This window comes from Psychrobacter sp. BI730, assembly GCF_013414195.1.
Lineage (GTDB): Bacteria > Pseudomonadota > Gammaproteobacteria > Pseudomonadales > Moraxellaceae > Psychrobacter.
The window spans coordinates 84,269-102,063 of the sequence record NZ_JAATTV010000007.1 but is presented as its reverse complement, the minus strand read 5'-3'; the positions used below and the strand labels follow the sequence as shown (position 1 = coordinate 102,063).

Annotated in this window: 15 protein-coding genes; 8 read left to right on the top strand and 7 right to left on the bottom strand. The window is 42.6% G+C overall.

The features are described 5' to 3' along the window. Positions 1 to 298: 298 nt before the first annotated feature. Both HCZ91_RS06860 and putP read left to right on the top strand, forming a co-directional pair. On the top strand, positions 299 to 1,171 hold the full coding sequence (locus tag HCZ91_RS06860) for a LysR family transcriptional regulator (protein ID WP_101205469.1): 873 nt from the start codon (positions 299 to 301) through the stop codon (positions 1,169 to 1,171). Between the two features lie 453 nt (positions 1,172 to 1,624). Continuing rightward, positions 1,625 to 3,124, top strand: a complete 1,500-nt coding sequence (gene putP / locus HCZ91_RS06855) for a sodium/proline symporter PutP (RefSeq protein ID WP_179798786.1) — start codon at positions 1,625 to 1,627, stop codon at positions 3,122 to 3,124. 576 nt (positions 3,125 to 3,700) lie between these two features. On the opposite strand, the gene HCZ91_RS06850 is transcribed toward putP, so the two are convergent. The 3 genes from HCZ91_RS06850 to HCZ91_RS06840 form a co-directional block, all read right to left on the bottom strand. Then, positions 3,701 to 5,056: an outer membrane protein transport protein gene (locus HCZ91_RS06850; RefSeq protein ID WP_179798785.1), complete on the bottom strand. Its 1,356-nt coding sequence runs from the start codon at positions 5,054 to 5,056 to the stop codon at positions 3,701 to 3,703. Positions 5,057 to 5,369: 313 nt separating this feature from the next. Further along, positions 5,370 to 6,869: an outer membrane protein transport protein gene (locus tag HCZ91_RS06845; RefSeq protein ID WP_179798784.1), complete on the bottom strand. Its 1,500-nt coding sequence runs from the start codon at positions 6,867 to 6,869 to the stop codon at positions 5,370 to 5,372. Positions 6,870 to 7,087: 218 nt separating this feature from the next. Then, complete coding sequence (locus HCZ91_RS06840) at positions 7,088 to 7,345, bottom strand: SlyX family protein (protein ID WP_179798783.1); 258 nt, start codon at positions 7,343 to 7,345, stop codon at positions 7,088 to 7,090. Positions 7,346 to 7,576: 231 nt separating this feature from the next. Between HCZ91_RS06840 and HCZ91_RS06835 the strand changes: the two genes are divergently transcribed. The 6 genes from HCZ91_RS06835 (at position 7,577) to HCZ91_RS06810 (ending at position 13,947) form a co-directional block, all read left to right on the top strand. Beyond that, positions 7,577 to 9,520 (top strand): ATP-binding cassette domain-containing protein, encoded by a 1,944-nt coding sequence (locus HCZ91_RS06835; RefSeq protein ID WP_179798782.1) that lies wholly within the window; start codon positions 7,577 to 7,579, stop codon positions 9,518 to 9,520. A 521-nt stretch (positions 9,521 to 10,041) separates the two neighbouring features. Beyond that, complete coding sequence (petA, locus tag HCZ91_RS06830) at positions 10,042 to 10,626, top strand: ubiquinol-cytochrome c reductase iron-sulfur subunit (protein ID WP_057759305.1); 585 nt, start codon at positions 10,042 to 10,044, stop codon at positions 10,624 to 10,626. A 22-nt stretch (positions 10,627 to 10,648) separates the two neighbouring features. Beyond that, positions 10,649 to 11,854: a cytochrome bc complex cytochrome b subunit gene (locus HCZ91_RS06825; protein ID WP_179798892.1), complete on the top strand. Its 1,206-nt coding sequence runs from the start codon at positions 10,649 to 10,651 to the stop codon at positions 11,852 to 11,854. Then, positions 11,854 to 12,567, top strand: a complete 714-nt coding sequence (locus HCZ91_RS06820; RefSeq protein WP_101205476.1) for a cytochrome c1 — start codon at positions 11,854 to 11,856, stop codon at positions 12,565 to 12,567. Before HCZ91_RS06825 ends, HCZ91_RS06820 begins: the two co-directional genes overlap by 1 nt. A 195-nt stretch (positions 12,568 to 12,762) precedes the next feature. Beyond that, positions 12,763 to 13,377 (top strand): glutathione S-transferase N-terminal domain-containing protein, encoded by a 615-nt coding sequence (locus HCZ91_RS06815; protein ID WP_057759299.1) that lies wholly within the window; start codon positions 12,763 to 12,765, stop codon positions 13,375 to 13,377. Positions 13,378 to 13,509: 132 nt separating this feature from the next. Next, positions 13,510 to 13,947 carry a ClpXP protease specificity-enhancing factor gene (locus HCZ91_RS06810; protein ID WP_179798781.1) on the top strand — a complete coding sequence of 146 codons (438 nt, stop codon included), beginning with the start codon at positions 13,510 to 13,512 and terminating at the stop codon, positions 13,945 to 13,947. Between the two features lie 149 nt (positions 13,948 to 14,096). Here HCZ91_RS06810 and dcd read toward each other — a convergent pair whose 3' ends face one another. The 4 genes from dcd to HCZ91_RS06790 form a co-directional block, all read right to left on the bottom strand. Continuing rightward, entirely contained in the window at positions 14,097 to 14,672 is a 576-nt protein-coding gene (dcd, locus tag HCZ91_RS06805; RefSeq protein ID WP_058024138.1) for a dCTP deaminase, read from the bottom strand. A gap of 134 nt (positions 14,673 to 14,806) precedes the next feature. Continuing rightward, entirely contained in the window at positions 14,807 to 16,030 is a 1,224-nt protein-coding gene (gene apbC, locus HCZ91_RS06800) for an iron-sulfur cluster carrier protein ApbC (RefSeq protein ID WP_102091266.1), read from the bottom strand. 196 nt (positions 16,031 to 16,226) lie between these two features. Further along, positions 16,227 to 17,027, bottom strand: a complete 801-nt coding sequence (locus HCZ91_RS06795; RefSeq protein ID WP_179798780.1) for a 3-hydroxybutyrate dehydrogenase — start codon at positions 17,025 to 17,027, stop codon at positions 16,227 to 16,229. A gap of 42 nt (positions 17,028 to 17,069) precedes the next feature. After that, positions 17,070 to 17,699, bottom strand: coding sequence for a 3-oxoacid CoA-transferase subunit B (locus HCZ91_RS06790; RefSeq protein WP_179798779.1), 630 nt, complete (start codon positions 17,697 to 17,699; stop codon positions 17,070 to 17,072). Between the last annotated feature and the right edge of the window lie 96 nt (positions 17,700 to 17,795).

The following is a 17,795-nucleotide window of genomic DNA, read 5'->3' as shown; positions in this document are numbered from 1 at the left end:
TGCTATGTCTATCTACAATGTTTAATAATTACTGTCGTATCTAAGACTTAAATATTATTTCTTCAGGAGACTCGACATATGACTAAAATTAACGCTTAAAATACGTTTTAAAAGGTAAATAGCCAATTTTTTAGAATAAATATGTCACAATACGCCTCGATGTCTTGTGATTATAGCAGGCAAATCCTATAATAATAATTGATGATTTTTAACCAGACGCAAACTTTTATTTCTAATACGTTGTGATTGGGTCAGCCAACTTTTATTTATAGCTCGTAAAGTAGCTAAGGACATTCGTTTGAACACCACAAACTTGACGACATTCGTTACCGTTATGCACACTGGCAGTATCTCAGGCGCTGCAGAAAAGCTGTTTATCACTCAGCCTGCTGTCAGTAAACGTATCAAAAACTTAGAAGACGAGTTTAACATTACCTTGTTTGATACGGTAGGACGTGGAATTGTACCTACTCAAGCGGCTAGTGAAATGCTACCTCATGCCAAGCGTTGGCTGGAAGATTATGAGAACTTTAAAATCAACTTACAGCATTCTCAGCATATCGTCTCTGGCAAGTTAGTCATTGGTACTAGCCATCATATTGGCCTACATCATTTAGCACCCGTCTTGAAACACTTCATTCAAGCTTATCCAGCTGTTCAGTTAGAAGTACACTTCGTAGATTCTGAAAAAGCTCATAAAGCAGTACTAGATGGTGATTTGTCTTTGGCCTTTGTAACTCTACCTCCTGTATATGATAAGCGCTTAACTTATCACACGCTCTGGTCAGACCCTCTTTATTTTATGACGGGTACGCTATCACCTTTGGCTACTAAATCTAATGTGACGTTGGAGCAGTTAGCGCGCTATCCTGCCATTTTGCCTTCTGCCAATACCTTTACCAGTCAGATTACCTTGGCTGAGTTTGCCAAGCACAATCTGAAGCCTTATGCCACGATGAGCACCAACCCTCTTGAGTCTATCCGTATGCTGGTATCTGTTGGTCTTGGTTGGTCAGTACTACCACAAACGATGGTCAGTCAAGACTTGGAACGTATCGATATGGCTGACAATATTGAATTACAACGCTATTTAGGTGTGGTCATCAATCCAAAATTAACTCAATCTAGCAGCGTGACCGCCCTACTAGACTTACTTGCGCCTATTGAATAAAAAGAGCTCGCTATAACAGTCTAACCATTAAGCTATTCGCATTTGTGACTCTCATGCGTTATAATACGCTTGACGTTGTTTTTATAACAAAAATTTACCACAAGGACACTGATAGTCATATATTGAATACTTCTAGTAAGATATGATGGTTAACAGTAGGTTTAATGGTTTTGATTGAATAGGTTGCTAATACTCATATATAAATAGCAGATGCGAGCAATAACAATAGATAAGTGGAATGCGATGTTCCCGTTGTTCTCTATCTCTATATGAGTGCTAGCCATAGAACGACATCAATCATATATAACTACAGAAGATACTGAAAAAAGCCATTATGTCTCAATTAATGGCTTTTTTTGTCTTTAAATATTGTTTTGGACATCGCCTTGTAGGACAGAACTTTTATAGTTAAAAAATAATTACAGCCAACCATGTTGGTTAAGGACAATTTATATGAACGGAGTTTCTAGTGGCGTGCTGATATCACTCGGCGCCTATTTCTTAGTGATGATTGGGATTGGTGTTTACGCTTATTTTAAGCAAGCCAATGATACTGAAGGCTATATGTTAGGGGGTCGTAACTTAGGCCCAGCAGTAACCGCACTTTCTGCAGGTGCATCAGATATGTCAGGTTGGTTACTACTTGGCTTACCTGGTTATATGTTTGCCGATGGTGTGGTCAGTATTTGGATCGCGCTTGGTTTGACATTAGGTGCATTATTAAACTATCTCATCGTAGCACCTCGCCTTCGTGTTTATACCGAAGTGGCTGACAACGCTATCACCCTACCAGATTATTTCGCCAACCGCTTTGAAGACAAGTCGCACATGCTACGCGTCATCTCAGCAGTGGTCATCATTCTATTCTTTACCGTCTATACCGCTGCAAGTCTTGTAGGTGGTGGTAAACTCTTCGAAAGCTCACTTAACCTATCGTATAGTACTGGCCTATGGGTTACTGCTGGTGTGGTTGTGGCTTATACGCTATTCGGTGGTTTCTTAGCAGTATCTATGACCGATTTCGTACAGGGCGTCATCATGCTGTTTGCCATGGTAATCGTACCTGTCGTTGCCTTTACTGATCTTGGTGGTATTTCAGCCACGACAGAAGCGGTGAGAAACATTGATCCAACCCTTTTAGACGTTACTAGCGGTATGAGTGTCATCGGTATTATCTCACTCATGGCATGGGGTTTAGGTTACTTTGGCCAACCGCATATTATCGTACGTTTTATGGCGATTCGTTCAGTGAGAGATGTACCGACTGCACGTAATATCGGTATGAGCTGGATGGTTGTGAGTCTTATTGGTTCACTAATGACTGGTTTTGCTGGTCGTGCCTACGTACAAAAAACTGCGATGACGTTGGATGATCCTGAGACTATCTTCTTAGTATTCACTCAGTTCTTGTTCCACCCATTGGTTTCAGGTTTCCTATTAGCAGCTATTTTAGCGGCAATTATGAGTACTATCTCATCACAGCTATTGGTTGTATCTAGCTCTCTAACCAAAGATGTATACAAACTATTCTTTGATAAAGATGCACCAGAAGCTCGCCAAGTATTGGTTGGTCGTATCTCAGTTATCATCGTTGCTATTGTTGCCATTATGCTAGCGTCTAACCCAGATAGCTCAGTATTGAACCTAGTTTCTAACGCATGGGCAGGATTTGGTGCTGCGTTTGGTCCATTGGTTATCTTCAGCCTTACATGGTGTGGTATGAACCGTAATGGTGCTGTTGCCGGTATGGTTGTTGGTGCGCTGACTGTTATCCTATGGATTTATGGTCCTTTCCAAGTAGATGGTATGGCACTAAATAGCTGGTTATATGCTATCGTTCCAGGCTTTATCTTAAGTACTATCGCTATCTTTGCCGTTAGTATTATGACTGGTGGTCCAAGACCTTCAGTTTCTGCTAAGTACAAAGAGATGGAGCTGAACTTAAACAAATAAGTTTACGTAATATCTTAAGATTATTGTTATAAAAAAATCTCGTCACTTGTGGCGAGGTTTTTTTATGAGTAACGACTTAGTATATTTAACCTACTATAGTATCAAAACAAGAAAAATTATGACAAATGAGACAGTTGTACGGACAAAGATAGTAGCATCTGATAGCTCTGTGATGGATATACTAAGCCAGATTGTCCTAGCCTATTTGGCATTCCAACTGCTGCTCACTTTTACGAAGTAAGCCTTTATCAACAATACTTCTTTTCTTAATATCACATTTGATTATCTATTTAGATCTTTTCCTTGTGTACCTCAAGTATGCTACGTTATTAACAACTCATTCGGTAAGGTACGAGTGCGTATAGGTTCTTAAATGCAAGGGTATTTGCTGTATATGGACACTAAGCTAAACTAGGCAAATAAAATGTAGTCGTGCTATATGAATTAATACTATAAAGATTATATTTGCTGTTCTATCTATATTTGAGAACTTACAGTCAAATAGGTAATAGAAAGCCCATAAAAAAGCGACCTATGATAGGTCGCTCTTTGTTAGGTTGCTATTATAAAGTCAAATTATCTCGCTTGATAAGATAGCTTCACACCAGCGATAAAGCCGTCATTATCTTGGAAATCACCAACGATCTTTCCACTAGGTAGACGACCTTTTGCATCACCGAACCATAAGTATTTACCACCAGCAGACACTGCCCAGTTTTCCGTCACGTTGTATTTGGCACCAAGACCGACGCTGTAATAGCCATCGACAGGACCTAACGACGTTGTTGGATCACCGGCACCACTATCCCAACCCACAGTACCACTTATAGCAAGTGCAGGCGCGACACGCTTGGCAAGACCAAGCTCCACTTGCCATTGGTCATCTTCGTATTCAACCAAGTCCAAACCATCAGGGCCGTAATTACGTTTACTAACGTCATTATATAATGGTGGTGTGATGGCAAAATCGCTCCATGGTACCCAACGGACTTTTGCCGTTGCTAAAGTAGTCGGATTGATACCTGTTTGGAAATCAAAGTTGACTGATTTAGGGGTTGTAATCTCATAATTACTGTTCCGGTTAGCAGCCGCAGCCCCTATAGCCGCTGCCTGTGCTGGAGTCGCTCCTTGCTGCAAAGCAGCTCCTTGAGCCAAAATACCTGCTATAGGATAATTCTCAGAGATATCTATATCATGGTCAATCTCAGAACGATAAGTCAACGCTGCTTTTAGAGCAATTTCAGGCTTGCTATAGGCAATACCTGCTATATAACCGTAATCCATATCAGGATTGCTGTTTGAGGTATAACCAGTAGCAGGACCATACGCTAGGCCACGCAGCTTGGTTTCAGATTGGATACGCTGAGCAACTGGACCACCATAAATTTGGAAGTTTTTATTCGCGCCGAACTTCATACCAAGGATACCCGTTAGGCTTTGGCTACGAACTTCTACATTGGTATTTTCACCTGCAGTACTTGCTTCGGCTAGTGCTATGGCACCTGCAGTCTGTGGGTCTACACCATCACCTACCAAAGCCCCTCCTGAAGCATTCCTGTCTTCACTTGCCACAAAATTGCTTTGAGTATACTCAGCAGCAGCACCAAATGGCTCATCGTATAAGACACCAACACTGAAAGTATCGTTAATATCTGCTTTTACGCCATAACGGAAGAAGTCATAAGATTCAGCAATGTCGCCCGTTTTATTGCCGCGCTCATAGTCATTTTGGCCAGGGTTGACATTCGCACTATCGTAGCCGCTTACATCAGCGTCAATATAAGTATAGACCGCTTCAGCGTAAGTGCCATCTTGAAAAAAGGCAGTGACATCTTGACCTGAGCGATCCAGACCAGCAGCGTTGGTTACGCTAGCAACAGAGAGAGTAGCAATAGCTACTGCGAGGGTTTTCAAATGAAAGGTAGTGCGCATTGTGTATCTCCAACGGTCCTTGTTGTATTAATACTTTAATAACCATTATGTAGCATTGCTATGCTCGATATTGATATTACTAAAGTCTTGTCCTAAGTTGAATACTAATGTCTTTTTGACACTAAAACAACATTTAAAGTGCTTTATTTCTCAATTATGACTGAACAGTACATATAAGATATAAATAAAATGCTGTGGTTTACTTTTTGTCTTTAATGTGATTTTTAAAAATACATAATAAAAAAGCGACCCTTAAAGGATCGCTTTTTTATCAATAACATTTAGGAGTTTTACTATATAACTAAGCTATGAATTACTGAGCTTGGTAAGAAACCTTTACACCAAGTACAAATCCATCGTTGCTTTCGAAGTCGCTCACAATAGCTTTCGTTGGAATCTGACCTTCTGCATCACCGAACCATAGATACTTACCACCAGCAGATATCGCCCAGTTCTCGGTAACATTATATTTTGCGCCAAGGCCAGCACTATAATAGCCTTCGATAGGACCTAACGAAGTGACAGGGTTACCTGCACCGCTATCCCAACCGACAGTACCACTTACTGCCAATGCTGGCGCTAAGCGTTTGGCCAGACCTAACTCTACTTGCCATTGGTCATCGTCATAGCTGACTAAAGATAAACCTTTATCATCATTAGTTGCTTGCTTGCTTACTTCATTATAAAGTGGTGGAACGATTGCAAAATCACTCCATGGTACCCAACGTACTTTTGCAGTAGCTAAGGTTGTAGGGTTGATACCAGTTTGGAAATCGAAGTTAACTGATTTAGGTGTAGTGATATCTAGCGTATTACCTTGATTCGCTTCACCACCTAAAGCTGCTACTACTGGATATATTTCATCGATATTCGAGCTGTGGTCAATTTCAGAACGATAGGTCAAAGCCGCCTTTAGAGCGATTTCAGGTTTACTATAAGATATACCAGCGATATAGCCATAGTCGGTATCAGGGCTAATATGAGCGGTATAGCCTGTAGCAGCACTGTAGGCACTACCACGAAGACTTACATCAGCTTTGATACGCTGGACAACGGGACCACCGTACACTTGAAATTCTTTGTTTTGACCAAACTTAGCACCTAGGATACCTGTGATACTTTCGCTACGGACTTCAACATTTGTGCCTTCATCATTCGCAAGGCGACCATCCGCAAAGCCTTCTAATTTCTCAAGTTGATTTAACTGTGCTTGACCTGCTGCTAGCTGCGTTTCGCCAGCGGCGATACCTGCTAAACCAGCATTAATCTGTGGACGCAGTGCAGGCTCAAGTGCAGGGTTTTGATTAACAGCTGCTTGAGCTTGTCTTACTTGCTCTCTAACTGCATTTAAACGAGTTTCAGCAGCAGTTAACTGGTTTTGAGTACCTTCAACTAAACCTTTCAACTCTTCTACATTATTAACGCCTAACCCACCTAGACGCGATGCAATAATATTATTAACAGCATCAGTTGGTGCGCCTACAAAGTTATTATTTCCAGTGTAATCGGCTGCTGCACCAAAAGGCTCATCATATAAAATACCAACACTGAATGTATCGTTGATATCTGTTTTTACGCCATAACGGAAAAAGTCATAAGACTCTGCGATGTCATCGATTTTATTACCTGAGGTATCTTTACCAGTAACATCAGCATCGATATAAGTGTAGACAGCTTCTGCATAAGTGCCGTCTTGTAGGAATGCGGTGATATCTTGGCCTGAGCGATCAAGGCCAGCAGCACTAGCAGCGCTAGCGACAGATAGAGCAGCAATAGCTACTGCAAGAGTTTTTAAGTGAAAGGTGTGGCGCATTTTACATCTCCAAACATCCGCATTGTTTTACTGTTTTACTTAATTTTCTTAAGTAAAAAGCATCCGAGGTGGAAGATAGTAAAGACTTTTTAACACTAAAACAACTACAAAAACACATTATTTCTATGTTATGACCACATAGTCATCAGACAGTATCTATATATAAAAATACGTATATATCTTCCGCTATTAGATGCTTTCTTTCCAAATTCTACTCATTAATAATGTGGCGGCCTGTCTGCCATTACATCAAATGGTGCAATACCGCTTTCCGTATCTTGACCTTCAATCTGTTTATAAATCAGCTGTAATTGACGTTGCAGCGTATGAATATCTCTGTCTTGTCGCGTGATTACGTCATCCAGTCGTTCGACGGTCACTTCAAGATGCGCGAGGCTCATTTGCAAATCGATTACTTGGGCTTGCAAATCATTTTGAATATCAGAAGTATCATCTGTAATTCTAGGTTGGTTCATATTTTTCTCTAAATTATAGTAAGTATTAAATTGAAAGAATGGATTATTAAGGGGTGCTGTAGATTAGCGATAAATCTACAAACATAATCATGGAATAGCAGCCGTTAGTAAAAGCAATAAATAGTACTGATAAAACTATTTACTCGCACTACAGTGACGCGGTGGCATGTTATACTGCAGGCAATTTTGCAACAACCCCTACCTCACTATTATATAAGCTTAAGATACTCTATGGCACTGATTCATTTAAAAGACATTCACTTAGCCTTTGGCGTCGCGCCTGTTCTTGATGGTATTGATTTTTCTATCAATACAGGCGAGCGTGTGTGCTTGATTGGCCGCAACGGCGAAGGTAAATCCACTTTGTTTAAACTGATCAATGGCTCATTGCAGCCTGACAGTGGCGAGATTATTACCAACAGTAGCATGCGTGTAGCGATGCTAGAGCAAGACGTTCCTGAGACCAGTGGTCGCATATTAGACATCGTTATGGGCGGTAGTCGTCGCACAGCTGATTTGCTCATTAACTATAATAAGCAAGTCGATATGTGCGCGAATGGCGATATGGATGCCTGTGAGCACATGGCGACCCTACAGCATGATATCGATGCGGTGCATGGTTGGGACTTGGAGCGCGATGCCATGCGTCTGATTACGACCATGGGCCTTAATCCAGAAGACGACTTATCATCTCTATCTGGTGGTCGTAAACGCCGCGTGTTACTTGCTCGTGCACTAGTTACCAAGCCTGATGTGCTACTCCTAGATGAGCCAACCAACCATTTGGATGTTGAAAGTATCGAATGGTTAGAGCGCTTTTTGCTTGATTGGCAAGGCCTGACGTTGTTGTTCGTGACTCATGATAGAGCATTTGTAAATAAGCTATCGACTCGCATTATTGAGCTTGACCGTGGCCAATTGACCAGCTATGACGTGACACAAGGCGAAGGTGGCTACGCGCGCTATCAAGAGCTAAAAGAGCTACAGTTGCAGGCTGAAGAAAAGAACAATGCCAACTTTGATAAAAAACTGGCACAAGAAGAAGTTTGGATTCGCCAAGGTATCAAAGCACGTCGTACCCGTAACGAAGGCCGTGTACGTGAACTAAAAGCCTTACGTGAAGAGCGTAGCGATCGCCGTGAGCAAGTGGGCAATGTAAACATCACCATGGGACAAGGCGAGAAAAGCGGTAAGCTTGTCTGTAAAGTTAAAAACTTACATCTTGAATATGACGGCAACGTCTTGGTAGATGATTTTACGACTACTATTATGCGTGGCGATAAGATTGGTATTGTCGGTCCTAATGGTGCGGGTAAAACTACGCTTATTAAAGCCCTACTCGATATGTCTGATGATGAAGTGACTAAGTCTGGTAGTGTCGAATTAGGTACTAATCTGAAAATCGCATTCTTCGATCAGTTGCGTGATCAGTTAGATCTTGAAGCGAGCGTTGCGCAAAACGTTTCGGAAGGTTCTGACTTTGTCGAAGTTGGTGGCCGTAAGACGCACATCATGAGCTACTTGCAAGATTTCTTATTTGCTCCAGAGCGCGCACGCACACCTGTTAAAGCACTGTCTGGTGGTGAGCGTAACCGAGTACTACTGGCCAAACAGTTATTGAAACCTGCCAATATTTTGGTACTCGATGAGCCGACCAACGATTTGGATATGGCAACACTTGAGCTATTAGAAGAGTCAGTCGCCAGCTTTGGTGGTACGATTTTGCTGATCAGTCATGATCGTTCATTCATGGACAACGTCGTCACCTCTACGTGGGTGTTTGGCGAAGATGAAGATGGCAAAGGAGTGGTTAATGAGTATGTAGGTGGTTATCAAGAGTACCTCGTACAAAAGAACCGTGAAGAAGCATCCCGTGCTACCAAAGCACCTGCCAACAATGCAGCAAGCAATAAAGCGACAAACAAGTCTGGCACAGCAGCGAAACCAAATAAGGCAGCCAAAAAGCTAAATTATAATGATCAACGCGAACTAGATAACTTGCCAAAAGAAATTGCTGCGCTCGAAGCTGAACAGGCTCAATTGCAAGAAAAGCTGGCCGATGGCTCTTGGTTCAATACCGACTTTGATGCGGCGACAGCTGCTAGTGAGCGTCTCTTAACCATCGAAGATGAGATGATGCACAAGCTTGAACGTTGGAGTGAGCTTGAAGGCTAATAGTGGCAACTCTCTATCTGAGTTTATTAGAATATCGCATGTGTATTTTGCATTGCTTATTTCGATAAACAAGTTTCTGATAGTCTGACAAAACATTATTAATCATTGTGAAGGCATCACCACTTTATTATATAGAGTGGTGATATTTGTTTTACAGCAACTTACAAAGTAGTTAGATGGTGAAAGTTAGTGAACATTACCTTAATTTCAAGTATCATTCGCTATTGCTGAAAATCCTTATTATTTATAAGGTCATCACATCATAATCCTTGTTAAAGCAAAGTTAGCGTTAAGCGTTGATAATCCAACTGTTTTGGTTTGATTATCATATTCAACCTTCTAATATGTCCTATTGAGGTTGCTTTATTTTTAACGCAATAATTTATTTTATCACCGAAATAGCTTAGAATAGCAACAATTAGCAAAATTAGGCACAGCTAAAGTGGCTTGATATTGTATATTTTCTAAGCCACAAACCCAGTGTGGGATAATCCCATTTCATTCACCTGGAGGAAGTATTAATGAGCCAAGCCGAAGGCGTTAATGTACAACGCCGTAGAGTTCTTATTGCCTCAACTGCCGCGATTGGTGCAGCTGGGGTAGCTGCCGTGGCGACACCTTTTGTCCGTTCTTGGTACCCAAGCGCTAAAGCTGAGGCTGCAGGGGCTGCAGTGACCCAAGATATTGGTTCTATCGAAGATGGACAAATGATCGTCGTCAAATACCGTGGTAAACCTATTTATGTGGTTAAGCGCACCGAAGACATGGTTGCAGGACTAGAGTCAGTTAAACCTCTATTATCTGATCCTGAGTCTGATGCGTCTCTACAACCTGAATATTGCAAAAATCCTACTCGCTCTTTAGATCCAACCGTATTGGTGGTCGAAGGCGTTTGCACACATTTGGGCTGTGCACCAAACTACCGTCCTGATGTGGGCGCGGTGGATTTAGGTGGTAATGATTGGTACGGCGGATTTTTCTGTCCGTGTCACGGGTCAAAATATGACTTAGCAGGTCGCGTATATAGCGGCGTTCCTGCACCACTTAATTTACCCGTTCCAGAATATGGTATGGATGGTACCATCTTGACGGTTGGGGAGGCTTAATATGAGTATGGGTAAAAAGTTAATGCATTGGGTGGACGCGCGTTTTCCAGCGACCGAAACCTATGAATACCATATGTCAAAGTACTACGCACCAAAGAACTTTAACTTTTGGTACTTCTTTGGCGTGCTATCGATGATTGTACTGGTTAACCAATTGGTGACTGGTATATGGCTTACGATGATGTACAACCCAAGTGCCGAAGGGGCATTTGCGTCTGTTGAATACATCATGCGTGATGTAAAAGGTGGCTGGCTCATTCGCTATATGCACTCAACCGGCGCTTCTGCGTTTTTCGTCGTTGTATACCTGCATATGTTCCGCGCCTTGCTATACGGTTCATACCAAAAACCTCGTGAGCTTATCTGGCTCATCGGTATGGGTATCTACCTAGCACTTATGGCAGAAGGTTTCTTCGGTTACCTACTACCTTGGGGCAACATGTCATTCTGGGGTGCACAGGTTATCTTGAACTTACCTGCAGCGCTGCCTGTTATTGGTGATGGCCTTGCTGAATGGGTACGTGGTGACTATATCATCTCTGGTATTACTCTAAACCGTTTCTTTGCTCTACACGTTGTTGCTATTCCATTAGTACTCGTGGGCCTAGTATTTATGCATATTGTGGCGTTGCACCATGTGGGTTCGAACAACCCTGATGGCATCGACATCAAAAAGCTAAAAGATAAAAATGGTGTGCCTTTAGACGGTATCGAATTCCATCCGTACTACACTGTGCATGACATGGTTGGTATTGTTGTGTTCTTTATCTGCTTCTTTGCAGTGGTATTCTTCTTCCCAGAAGGCGGCGGTTTCTTCCTTGAACCACCAAACTTTGAGACAGCGAACTCACTGAAAACACCAGCACATATTGCACCAGTATGGTACTACACGCCGTTCTACGCTATTTTACGTGCGGTTCCTGACAAGCTTGGTGGCGTGATTGCGATGGGTGGTGCGATTGCCGTACTGTTCTTGATCCCATGGCTTGATAGGTCTCCTGTGCGCTCTATACGTTACAAAGGTATATTATCTAAGATTGCGCTGACCGTCTTTGCTATTAGCTTTGTTGTATTGGGTTACTTGGGTGCGACGCCTGCGACACCAACGGCAACCATCATGGCTCGTGTATTCACGATTCTATATTTCTTGTTCTTCTTGCTGATGCCTTTCTACACTGCGATTGAGAAGTGTAAACAGCCACCAGAACGCGTTACCGGAGGTCACTAATGAACACGCTAATTAAATCCCTAGCTGGTCTAGGCTTAGGCGCGGCATTAACCTTGACTGCTGGTACGGCAATGGCTTCAGGCAGTGGCTGCGGTACATTCACCAATGCAGATGGCGTTGATGAACACCTGGCTTGTAGTACAGCTCCTATTGATTTTACCAATAAGGGCTCACTACAAAACGGCGCGAAGATCTTTATGAACTACTGTGCTGGGTGTCACTCAGCCAAGTACGTTCGTCATTCGCGCATTGCCAAAGATTTAGAGATACCGCCTGAGTTGGTTGAAAAGTATTTGATGGTTACTACCGATCAAATCGGTGACCACATTACTGCTGAGATAGATCCTGAGATTCAAGCGTCTTGGTTTGGCGCAGCGCCTCCTGATCTATCACTTGAGACACGTCTGCGTGGCGACGACTGGGTATATACTTACCTACTGTCGTTCTATGAAGATCCAAGCCGTCCTTGGGGCGCGAATAACTTAGTACTGGCCAATGCAGCGATGCCTCACGTATTGCATAATATGCAAGAAGAGTTGAGCCAAGAAGAGTTTGAATCTGAAGTTGGTGACTTGGTTAACTTTATGGCGTGGATGGGTGAACCTGCTCGTCACGACCGTCAAGTAATTGGTTTCTTTGTAATTCTATTCTTATTAGTACTGCTCATCCCAGTTTACTTATTGAATAAAGAATTCTGGAAAGATGTTAAATAAGTCATAGTCAGCAGACAGTTCTGAGAAATAAAAAAGGCACTACTTCGGTAGTGCTTTTTTCTGCCTTGATATAGAGCATAAATACTAGATATGCCGGAAAATAAGTCGCTCAGCGCTAATGTTTACGTACACTACCTTGATAAACGTTGCGAGTTTGTTTACGATGACAACCTTCACTATTAACATTAGGCTTTCATGATTGATGCGAATGACATTCCAAGTAGTCAGCTAATTTTGTATGCTGATGACGGCTACGACAGTCATGTGGTACGCCTATTACTTGAAGAAAAAAAGCTCGCTTACTATTTGTCTCGCTTACATTCTGAGCGCCCTGAAGATTTGACTGAGCTAAACCCCTATCATACCTTGCCTGTTTTGCAGCAGCGTGAGATTGCGCTTTATGAGATTAACGTCATTTTTGAATATCTTGAAGAGCGCTATCATACAAATAAACTGCTCCCTGAGACACCGCAAGAGCGTGCACAGTTTCGCCAACTGGCTTGGCGCATTCAGCGTGATTGGTTAGTACTTGGTAAGCGCTTGTTGACGCATCCAGACAGTTTTAATAAAGCACAAGCTGCCATTGCCAAAAAACAGCTCAGTGATTCATTAATTACTCTGTCACCGCTGTTCGCTCATAAGCCTTATTTTATGGCTGATGAGTTTGGCTGGTGTGACGTGTTATTAGCACCACTATTATGGCGATTAGATGAGATGGGTATTGAGCTGCCACGTGCCATTAGCCGTCCATTATTTGAATACCAAACGAGAGTGTTTGAGCGCAGTAGCTTCCAAAAAAGTGTGCGTTGATTAGACAAGTATCGAAAGCTGTCCTAAAATAAAGTATAAATAAGATAGATGTTAATTAGCATCTGTCATTTGATAAGTTGCTGAACGAGATATTTTTCATTATTAAAAATTATTAGTATAGGAAATCATTAGATGAGCGAAACTACCTCTATTACACCTACCCGCCCTTATATGGTACGCGCACTATATCAATGGATAGAAGACAACGCTCTGACGCCATACTTGATGGTCGATGCTACCGCTGACAATGTGCAAATACCAATCGAGCATGTACAAGACGGTCGTATCGTATTAAATATCGCCAGCCGTGCTACTGGTAACATGAGTATGGAAAATGACTATATTCATTTTAGCGCGCGCTTCGGTGGCGTCTCACAAGAAATCTGGGTACCGCTTACTGCGGTGATGGGTATCTACGCTAAAGAGAACTCGCAAGGGATGTTCTTTGATCCAAAAGAGTATGACAACTATCAGCCAGAAGACGAATCAACGCCAATGTCTAACAATAGCCCTGCTAAAGCACCTAAACCAAAGCGCGATAATAAAGCTGGTTTAAAGGTATTAAAGTAGAAAATCTTGAAATAAATAGAACCTTAGACCAACTCTATTTAACCCAATAAAAAAGCTAGCCATATTTAATATGACTAGCTTTTTTATTAACTATTTAAAGGCTTATTAACTTTCTATAACTGATAAGCTTTTAAACGGACGCTTACTGACTAGGTTCTTGGCAGTGTCACGCCACGTTGACCTTGGTATTTACCACCGCGGTCTTTGTAGCTGGTCTCACAAACATCATCAGCATCACTTTGGAAGAACAGCATTTGCGCAACGCCTTCACCAGCATAGATACGGGCTGGTAAATTAGTCGTATTACTAAACTCTAAAGTGACGTGCCCTTCCCACTCAGGCTCAAGCGGCGTTACGTTGACGATAATACCGCAGCGCGCGTAAGTTGACTTACCTAGGCAGATAGTCAATACATCACGTGGAATACGGAAGTACTCCATAGTACGTGCTAAAGCAAACGAGTTAGGTGGAATGATACACTCGTCACCAACGATATCGATAAAGCTTTTATCATCGAAGTTTTTAGGATCAACGACCACTGAATGTACGTTGGTAAAAACTTTAAATTCAGGAGCACAGCGCACATCATAACCGTAGCTTGAGGTGCCGTAGCTAACCAAACGCTCACCTGCATCATTAAAGCGTACTTGACCTGGCTCGTATGGCTCAATCATGCCGTGCTCTTCGGCCATTTTACGAATCCAGCGGTCAGACTTAATAGACATTGTTGTTCCTTAGCAAATATTTAATAGCGACGATTATACGGAATTGACGGCTGAATTTATAGCGTGATGGCTGTTTTATCCTACATTGGTTTTAGACTAGCTAAGCAACCAGCACCCTATCTAATCATTGGACACTAGAAAATCCGCTTATCATCGACAGGCTTTGCAAATTTATTGATGTTGGTTTCGATGTTTTTGGCAATATCTAGGTAATACTGTGCAAAATCATCATCAGCTAAGACGCTTGGCACACCTTTATCAACTTGTGCACGAATGCCACTGGCAAGTGGTAGCTGACCCAATAGTGGTACCTGATATTGCTCAGCGATAAACTCACCGCCACCCGTACCAAAGATCGCTTCGGTATGATTACAGTTGCTACACGTATGTAGCGCCATGTTTTCAACCACCCCAAGCACAGGAATGTTGGTTTTGTTAAACATCTCAACGCCTTTTTGCGCATCAAGCAATGCAACATGCTGCGGTGTCGTGACAATGACAGCACCCGTGACTGGAATACGCTGCGCTAATGTCAGCTGTATATCACCCGTACCTGGTGGCATATCAATCACTAGATAGTCCAGCTGCGGCCAATTGGTTTGATTATATAGCTGCATCAATGCACCTGTGGCTTTCGGTCCACGCCATGCAACCGGCGTATTATCTCCATCAAGTAAGCTACCGATAGAGAGCATTGCCATACCGTGCGCATCGACCGGTACAAATTGCTCGTTTTCTAGTTGCGGCTTCACATCAGCAACGCCTAGCATCGTTGGCATACTAGGACCATAGATATCTGCATCCAGTACACCAACACGATTGCCAAGCTTCTGTAGTGCTAGTGCGATATTGACCGTCGTCGTCGATTTACCAACACCGCCTTTACCTGATGCCACGACAATAATATGACGGATACGAGGATGCGCGGCCAACGATGCTTGCGTAGGTGCCGCTTTCGTAATCGGTGGCTCAGCGTTAGTGCTATTAGCATTGTTATTAGCGCCAGATGAAGGCTGAGATTCCATTGCATTGGTTGTCTTTGGCATCTGCTTTGGTAAGCTTGAACCTGAACCCTTTTCTGGTGCAGGCAGACGCACATTCATATGAATCGTAGTAATACCATGTGGATGTAACAACTGCCCAAGCTCCTGCTGGATAACTTCAGGATTGCTGTCTTTTGGCAAACGCAGGTCTAACGTAAGTGCTTCACCATCACGCTCAAGCCCTGTGACCATCGTGGCAATACTGACGGCACCTATCTCATATCCAAGTAGGACTTTGTCGACGGCACTATCACGCTCTGCCTGCTGCTGAGGCGTTTCGGTTTTTGTGGTTTTTTTCTTCATAAAGTTAAACATAGCTACTATTATGGCCTATACAAGTGGGTAGATCTGGCAAATCGCTCAAGTTGTCTCATTGTGTATCTTACAGCTGATAGCGTTAATGAGTATATTAGCCAAACCTTCTATCGTGACAGTGTAGCTGAATTGGAGGCATAAAAAAACCACAACGCCAGTAGGTCTGGCGTTGTGGTATATGCAATTTGTACATATATTAATTCATAAACCAACCATGACTGGCAACGATAGATTGTCCAGTGAATACATTGGTTGGGAAAGCCGCTAAAAATAGCGCCAATTGGGCAATATCTTCTACTGTCGTAAACTCTTTATCTACGGTATTGACCAGCATAATATCGTTAATAACCGACTCTTCACTGATGCCCTTTTCAGCTGCTTGCTCTGGGATTTGTTTTTCTACCAATGGCGTTTTGACAAATCCTGGGCAAATCACATGCGAACGTACCTTATGCGCTGCACCTTCTTTGGCCAATACACGACACAGACCTAGTAATCCGTGCTTAGCGGTTACATAAGGCGCTTTATATAATGAAGCCTCATGCGAATGAGCAGAGCCCATATAAATGACTGTGCCGCCTTTATCGCCTTTATACATGTGCTTAATCGCGGCTTTAGTGGTCAAAAAAGCGCCATCTAAGTGGATGTTAAGCATTTTTTTCCAATCACTAAAAGCCATTTTATCAATAGGATCAATGATCTGAATACCAGCATTAGAAACCAAAATATCAATACTGCCAAAAGTATCAACTAGCTGTTGTACACCATCGTTTACCGCATCTTCTGAGGTAACATCCATAGCAATCGCCAGAGCACGTCCACCAACCGCTTCAATAGCATCAACCGTCTTTTGTGCTGCTTCGAGATTAATATCAGCAATACCAACCGCTGCGCCTGCTTTTGCATAAGTTTCAGCGATGTCACGTCCGATACCACTTGCAGAGCCAGTGACCAATGCTACTTTGCCTGTCAAATCCTGCTGTAATTGGGTGGCCATATAGGTTCCTTATTATGATCTATAAATATCAGAAGATAAATCCTATTGAGCAATACTGACTGGCGTTTTTTCTTGTAACTCGTCAAAGCTAACACCATCTGCTAATTCAACCAATTTTAGGCCACTGTCAGTAACATCTAATACGGCAAGCTCAGTAATGATACGATCAACCACGCCTTTGCCCGTCAATGGTAGCTCACAGTTGGCTAAGATTTTTGGATCGCCATGCTTATTGACCTGTTCCATCAATACAATCACGCGCTGTACGCCTGCGACCAAATCCATCGCCCCGCCCATACCTTTGACCATTTTTTTGGGAATCATCCAGTTAGCAAGGTCACCTTTTTCTGAGACTTCCATTGCACCCAATATCGCCAAATTGACATGACCGCCGCGAATCATCGAAAAGGACTCTGAACTACTAAAATAACTGGCCCCTGCTTCTGCAGTCACGGTTTGCTTGCCCGCATTAATCAAGTCTGCATCGACGGCATCTGCTGTAGGGAACTCACCAATACCCAACAAGCCATTCTCTGATTGTAGCCATACGTCTACGCCTTCAGGAATATAGTTAGCGACTAGCGTTGGTAGACCAATGCCCAAGTTGACGTAATAGCCGTCTTGTAGCTCTTTTGCCGCGCGCTGCGCCATTTGTTCTCTTGTCCATGCCATGCTGATTTCCTTATTTTTTACGATATTCTATTGTTATTCATCTGAATCGTTAGTTATCTAAACAATTAGCTATCTAAGTTATTATCAATCTAAAAA

Coding starts and splice junctions, on each gene's coding strand:
- HCZ91_RS06815 (WP_057759299.1), top strand. CDS start 12,763: ATGATTGATGCGAATGACATTCCAAGTAGTCAGCTAATTTTGTATGCT.
- dcd (WP_058024138.1), bottom strand. CDS start 14,672: ATGTCTATTAAGTCTGACCGCTGGATTCGTAAAATGGCCGAAGAGCAC.
- apbC (WP_102091266.1), bottom strand. CDS start 16,030: ATGTTTAACTTTATGAAGAAAAAAACCACAAAAACCGAAACGCCTCAG.
- HCZ91_RS06790 (WP_179798779.1), bottom strand. CDS start 17,699: ATGGCATGGACAAGAGAACAAATGGCGCAGCGCGCGGCAAAAGAGCTA.
- petA (WP_057759305.1), top strand. CDS start 10,042: ATGAGCCAAGCCGAAGGCGTTAATGTACAACGCCGTAGAGTTCTTATT.
- HCZ91_RS06835 (WP_179798782.1), top strand. CDS start 7,577: ATGGCACTGATTCATTTAAAAGACATTCACTTAGCCTTTGGCGTCGCG.
- HCZ91_RS06840 (WP_179798783.1), bottom strand. CDS start 7,345: ATGAACCAACCTAGAATTACAGATGATACTTCTGATATTCAAAATGAT.
- HCZ91_RS06820 (WP_101205476.1), top strand. CDS start 11,854: ATGAACACGCTAATTAAATCCCTAGCTGGTCTAGGCTTAGGCGCGGCA.
- HCZ91_RS06825 (WP_179798892.1), top strand. CDS start 10,649: ATGCATTGGGTGGACGCGCGTTTTCCAGCGACCGAAACCTATGAATAC.
- HCZ91_RS06845 (WP_179798784.1), bottom strand. CDS start 6,869: ATGCGCCACACCTTTCACTTAAAAACTCTTGCAGTAGCTATTGCTGCT.
- HCZ91_RS06810 (WP_179798781.1), top strand. CDS start 13,510: ATGAGCGAAACTACCTCTATTACACCTACCCGCCCTTATATGGTACGC.
- putP (WP_179798786.1), top strand. CDS start 1,625: ATGAACGGAGTTTCTAGTGGCGTGCTGATATCACTCGGCGCCTATTTC.
- HCZ91_RS06850 (WP_179798785.1), bottom strand. CDS start 5,056: ATGCGCACTACCTTTCATTTGAAAACCCTCGCAGTAGCTATTGCTACT.
- HCZ91_RS06795 (WP_179798780.1), bottom strand. CDS start 17,027: ATGGCCACCCAATTACAGCAGGATTTGACAGGCAAAGTAGCATTGGTC.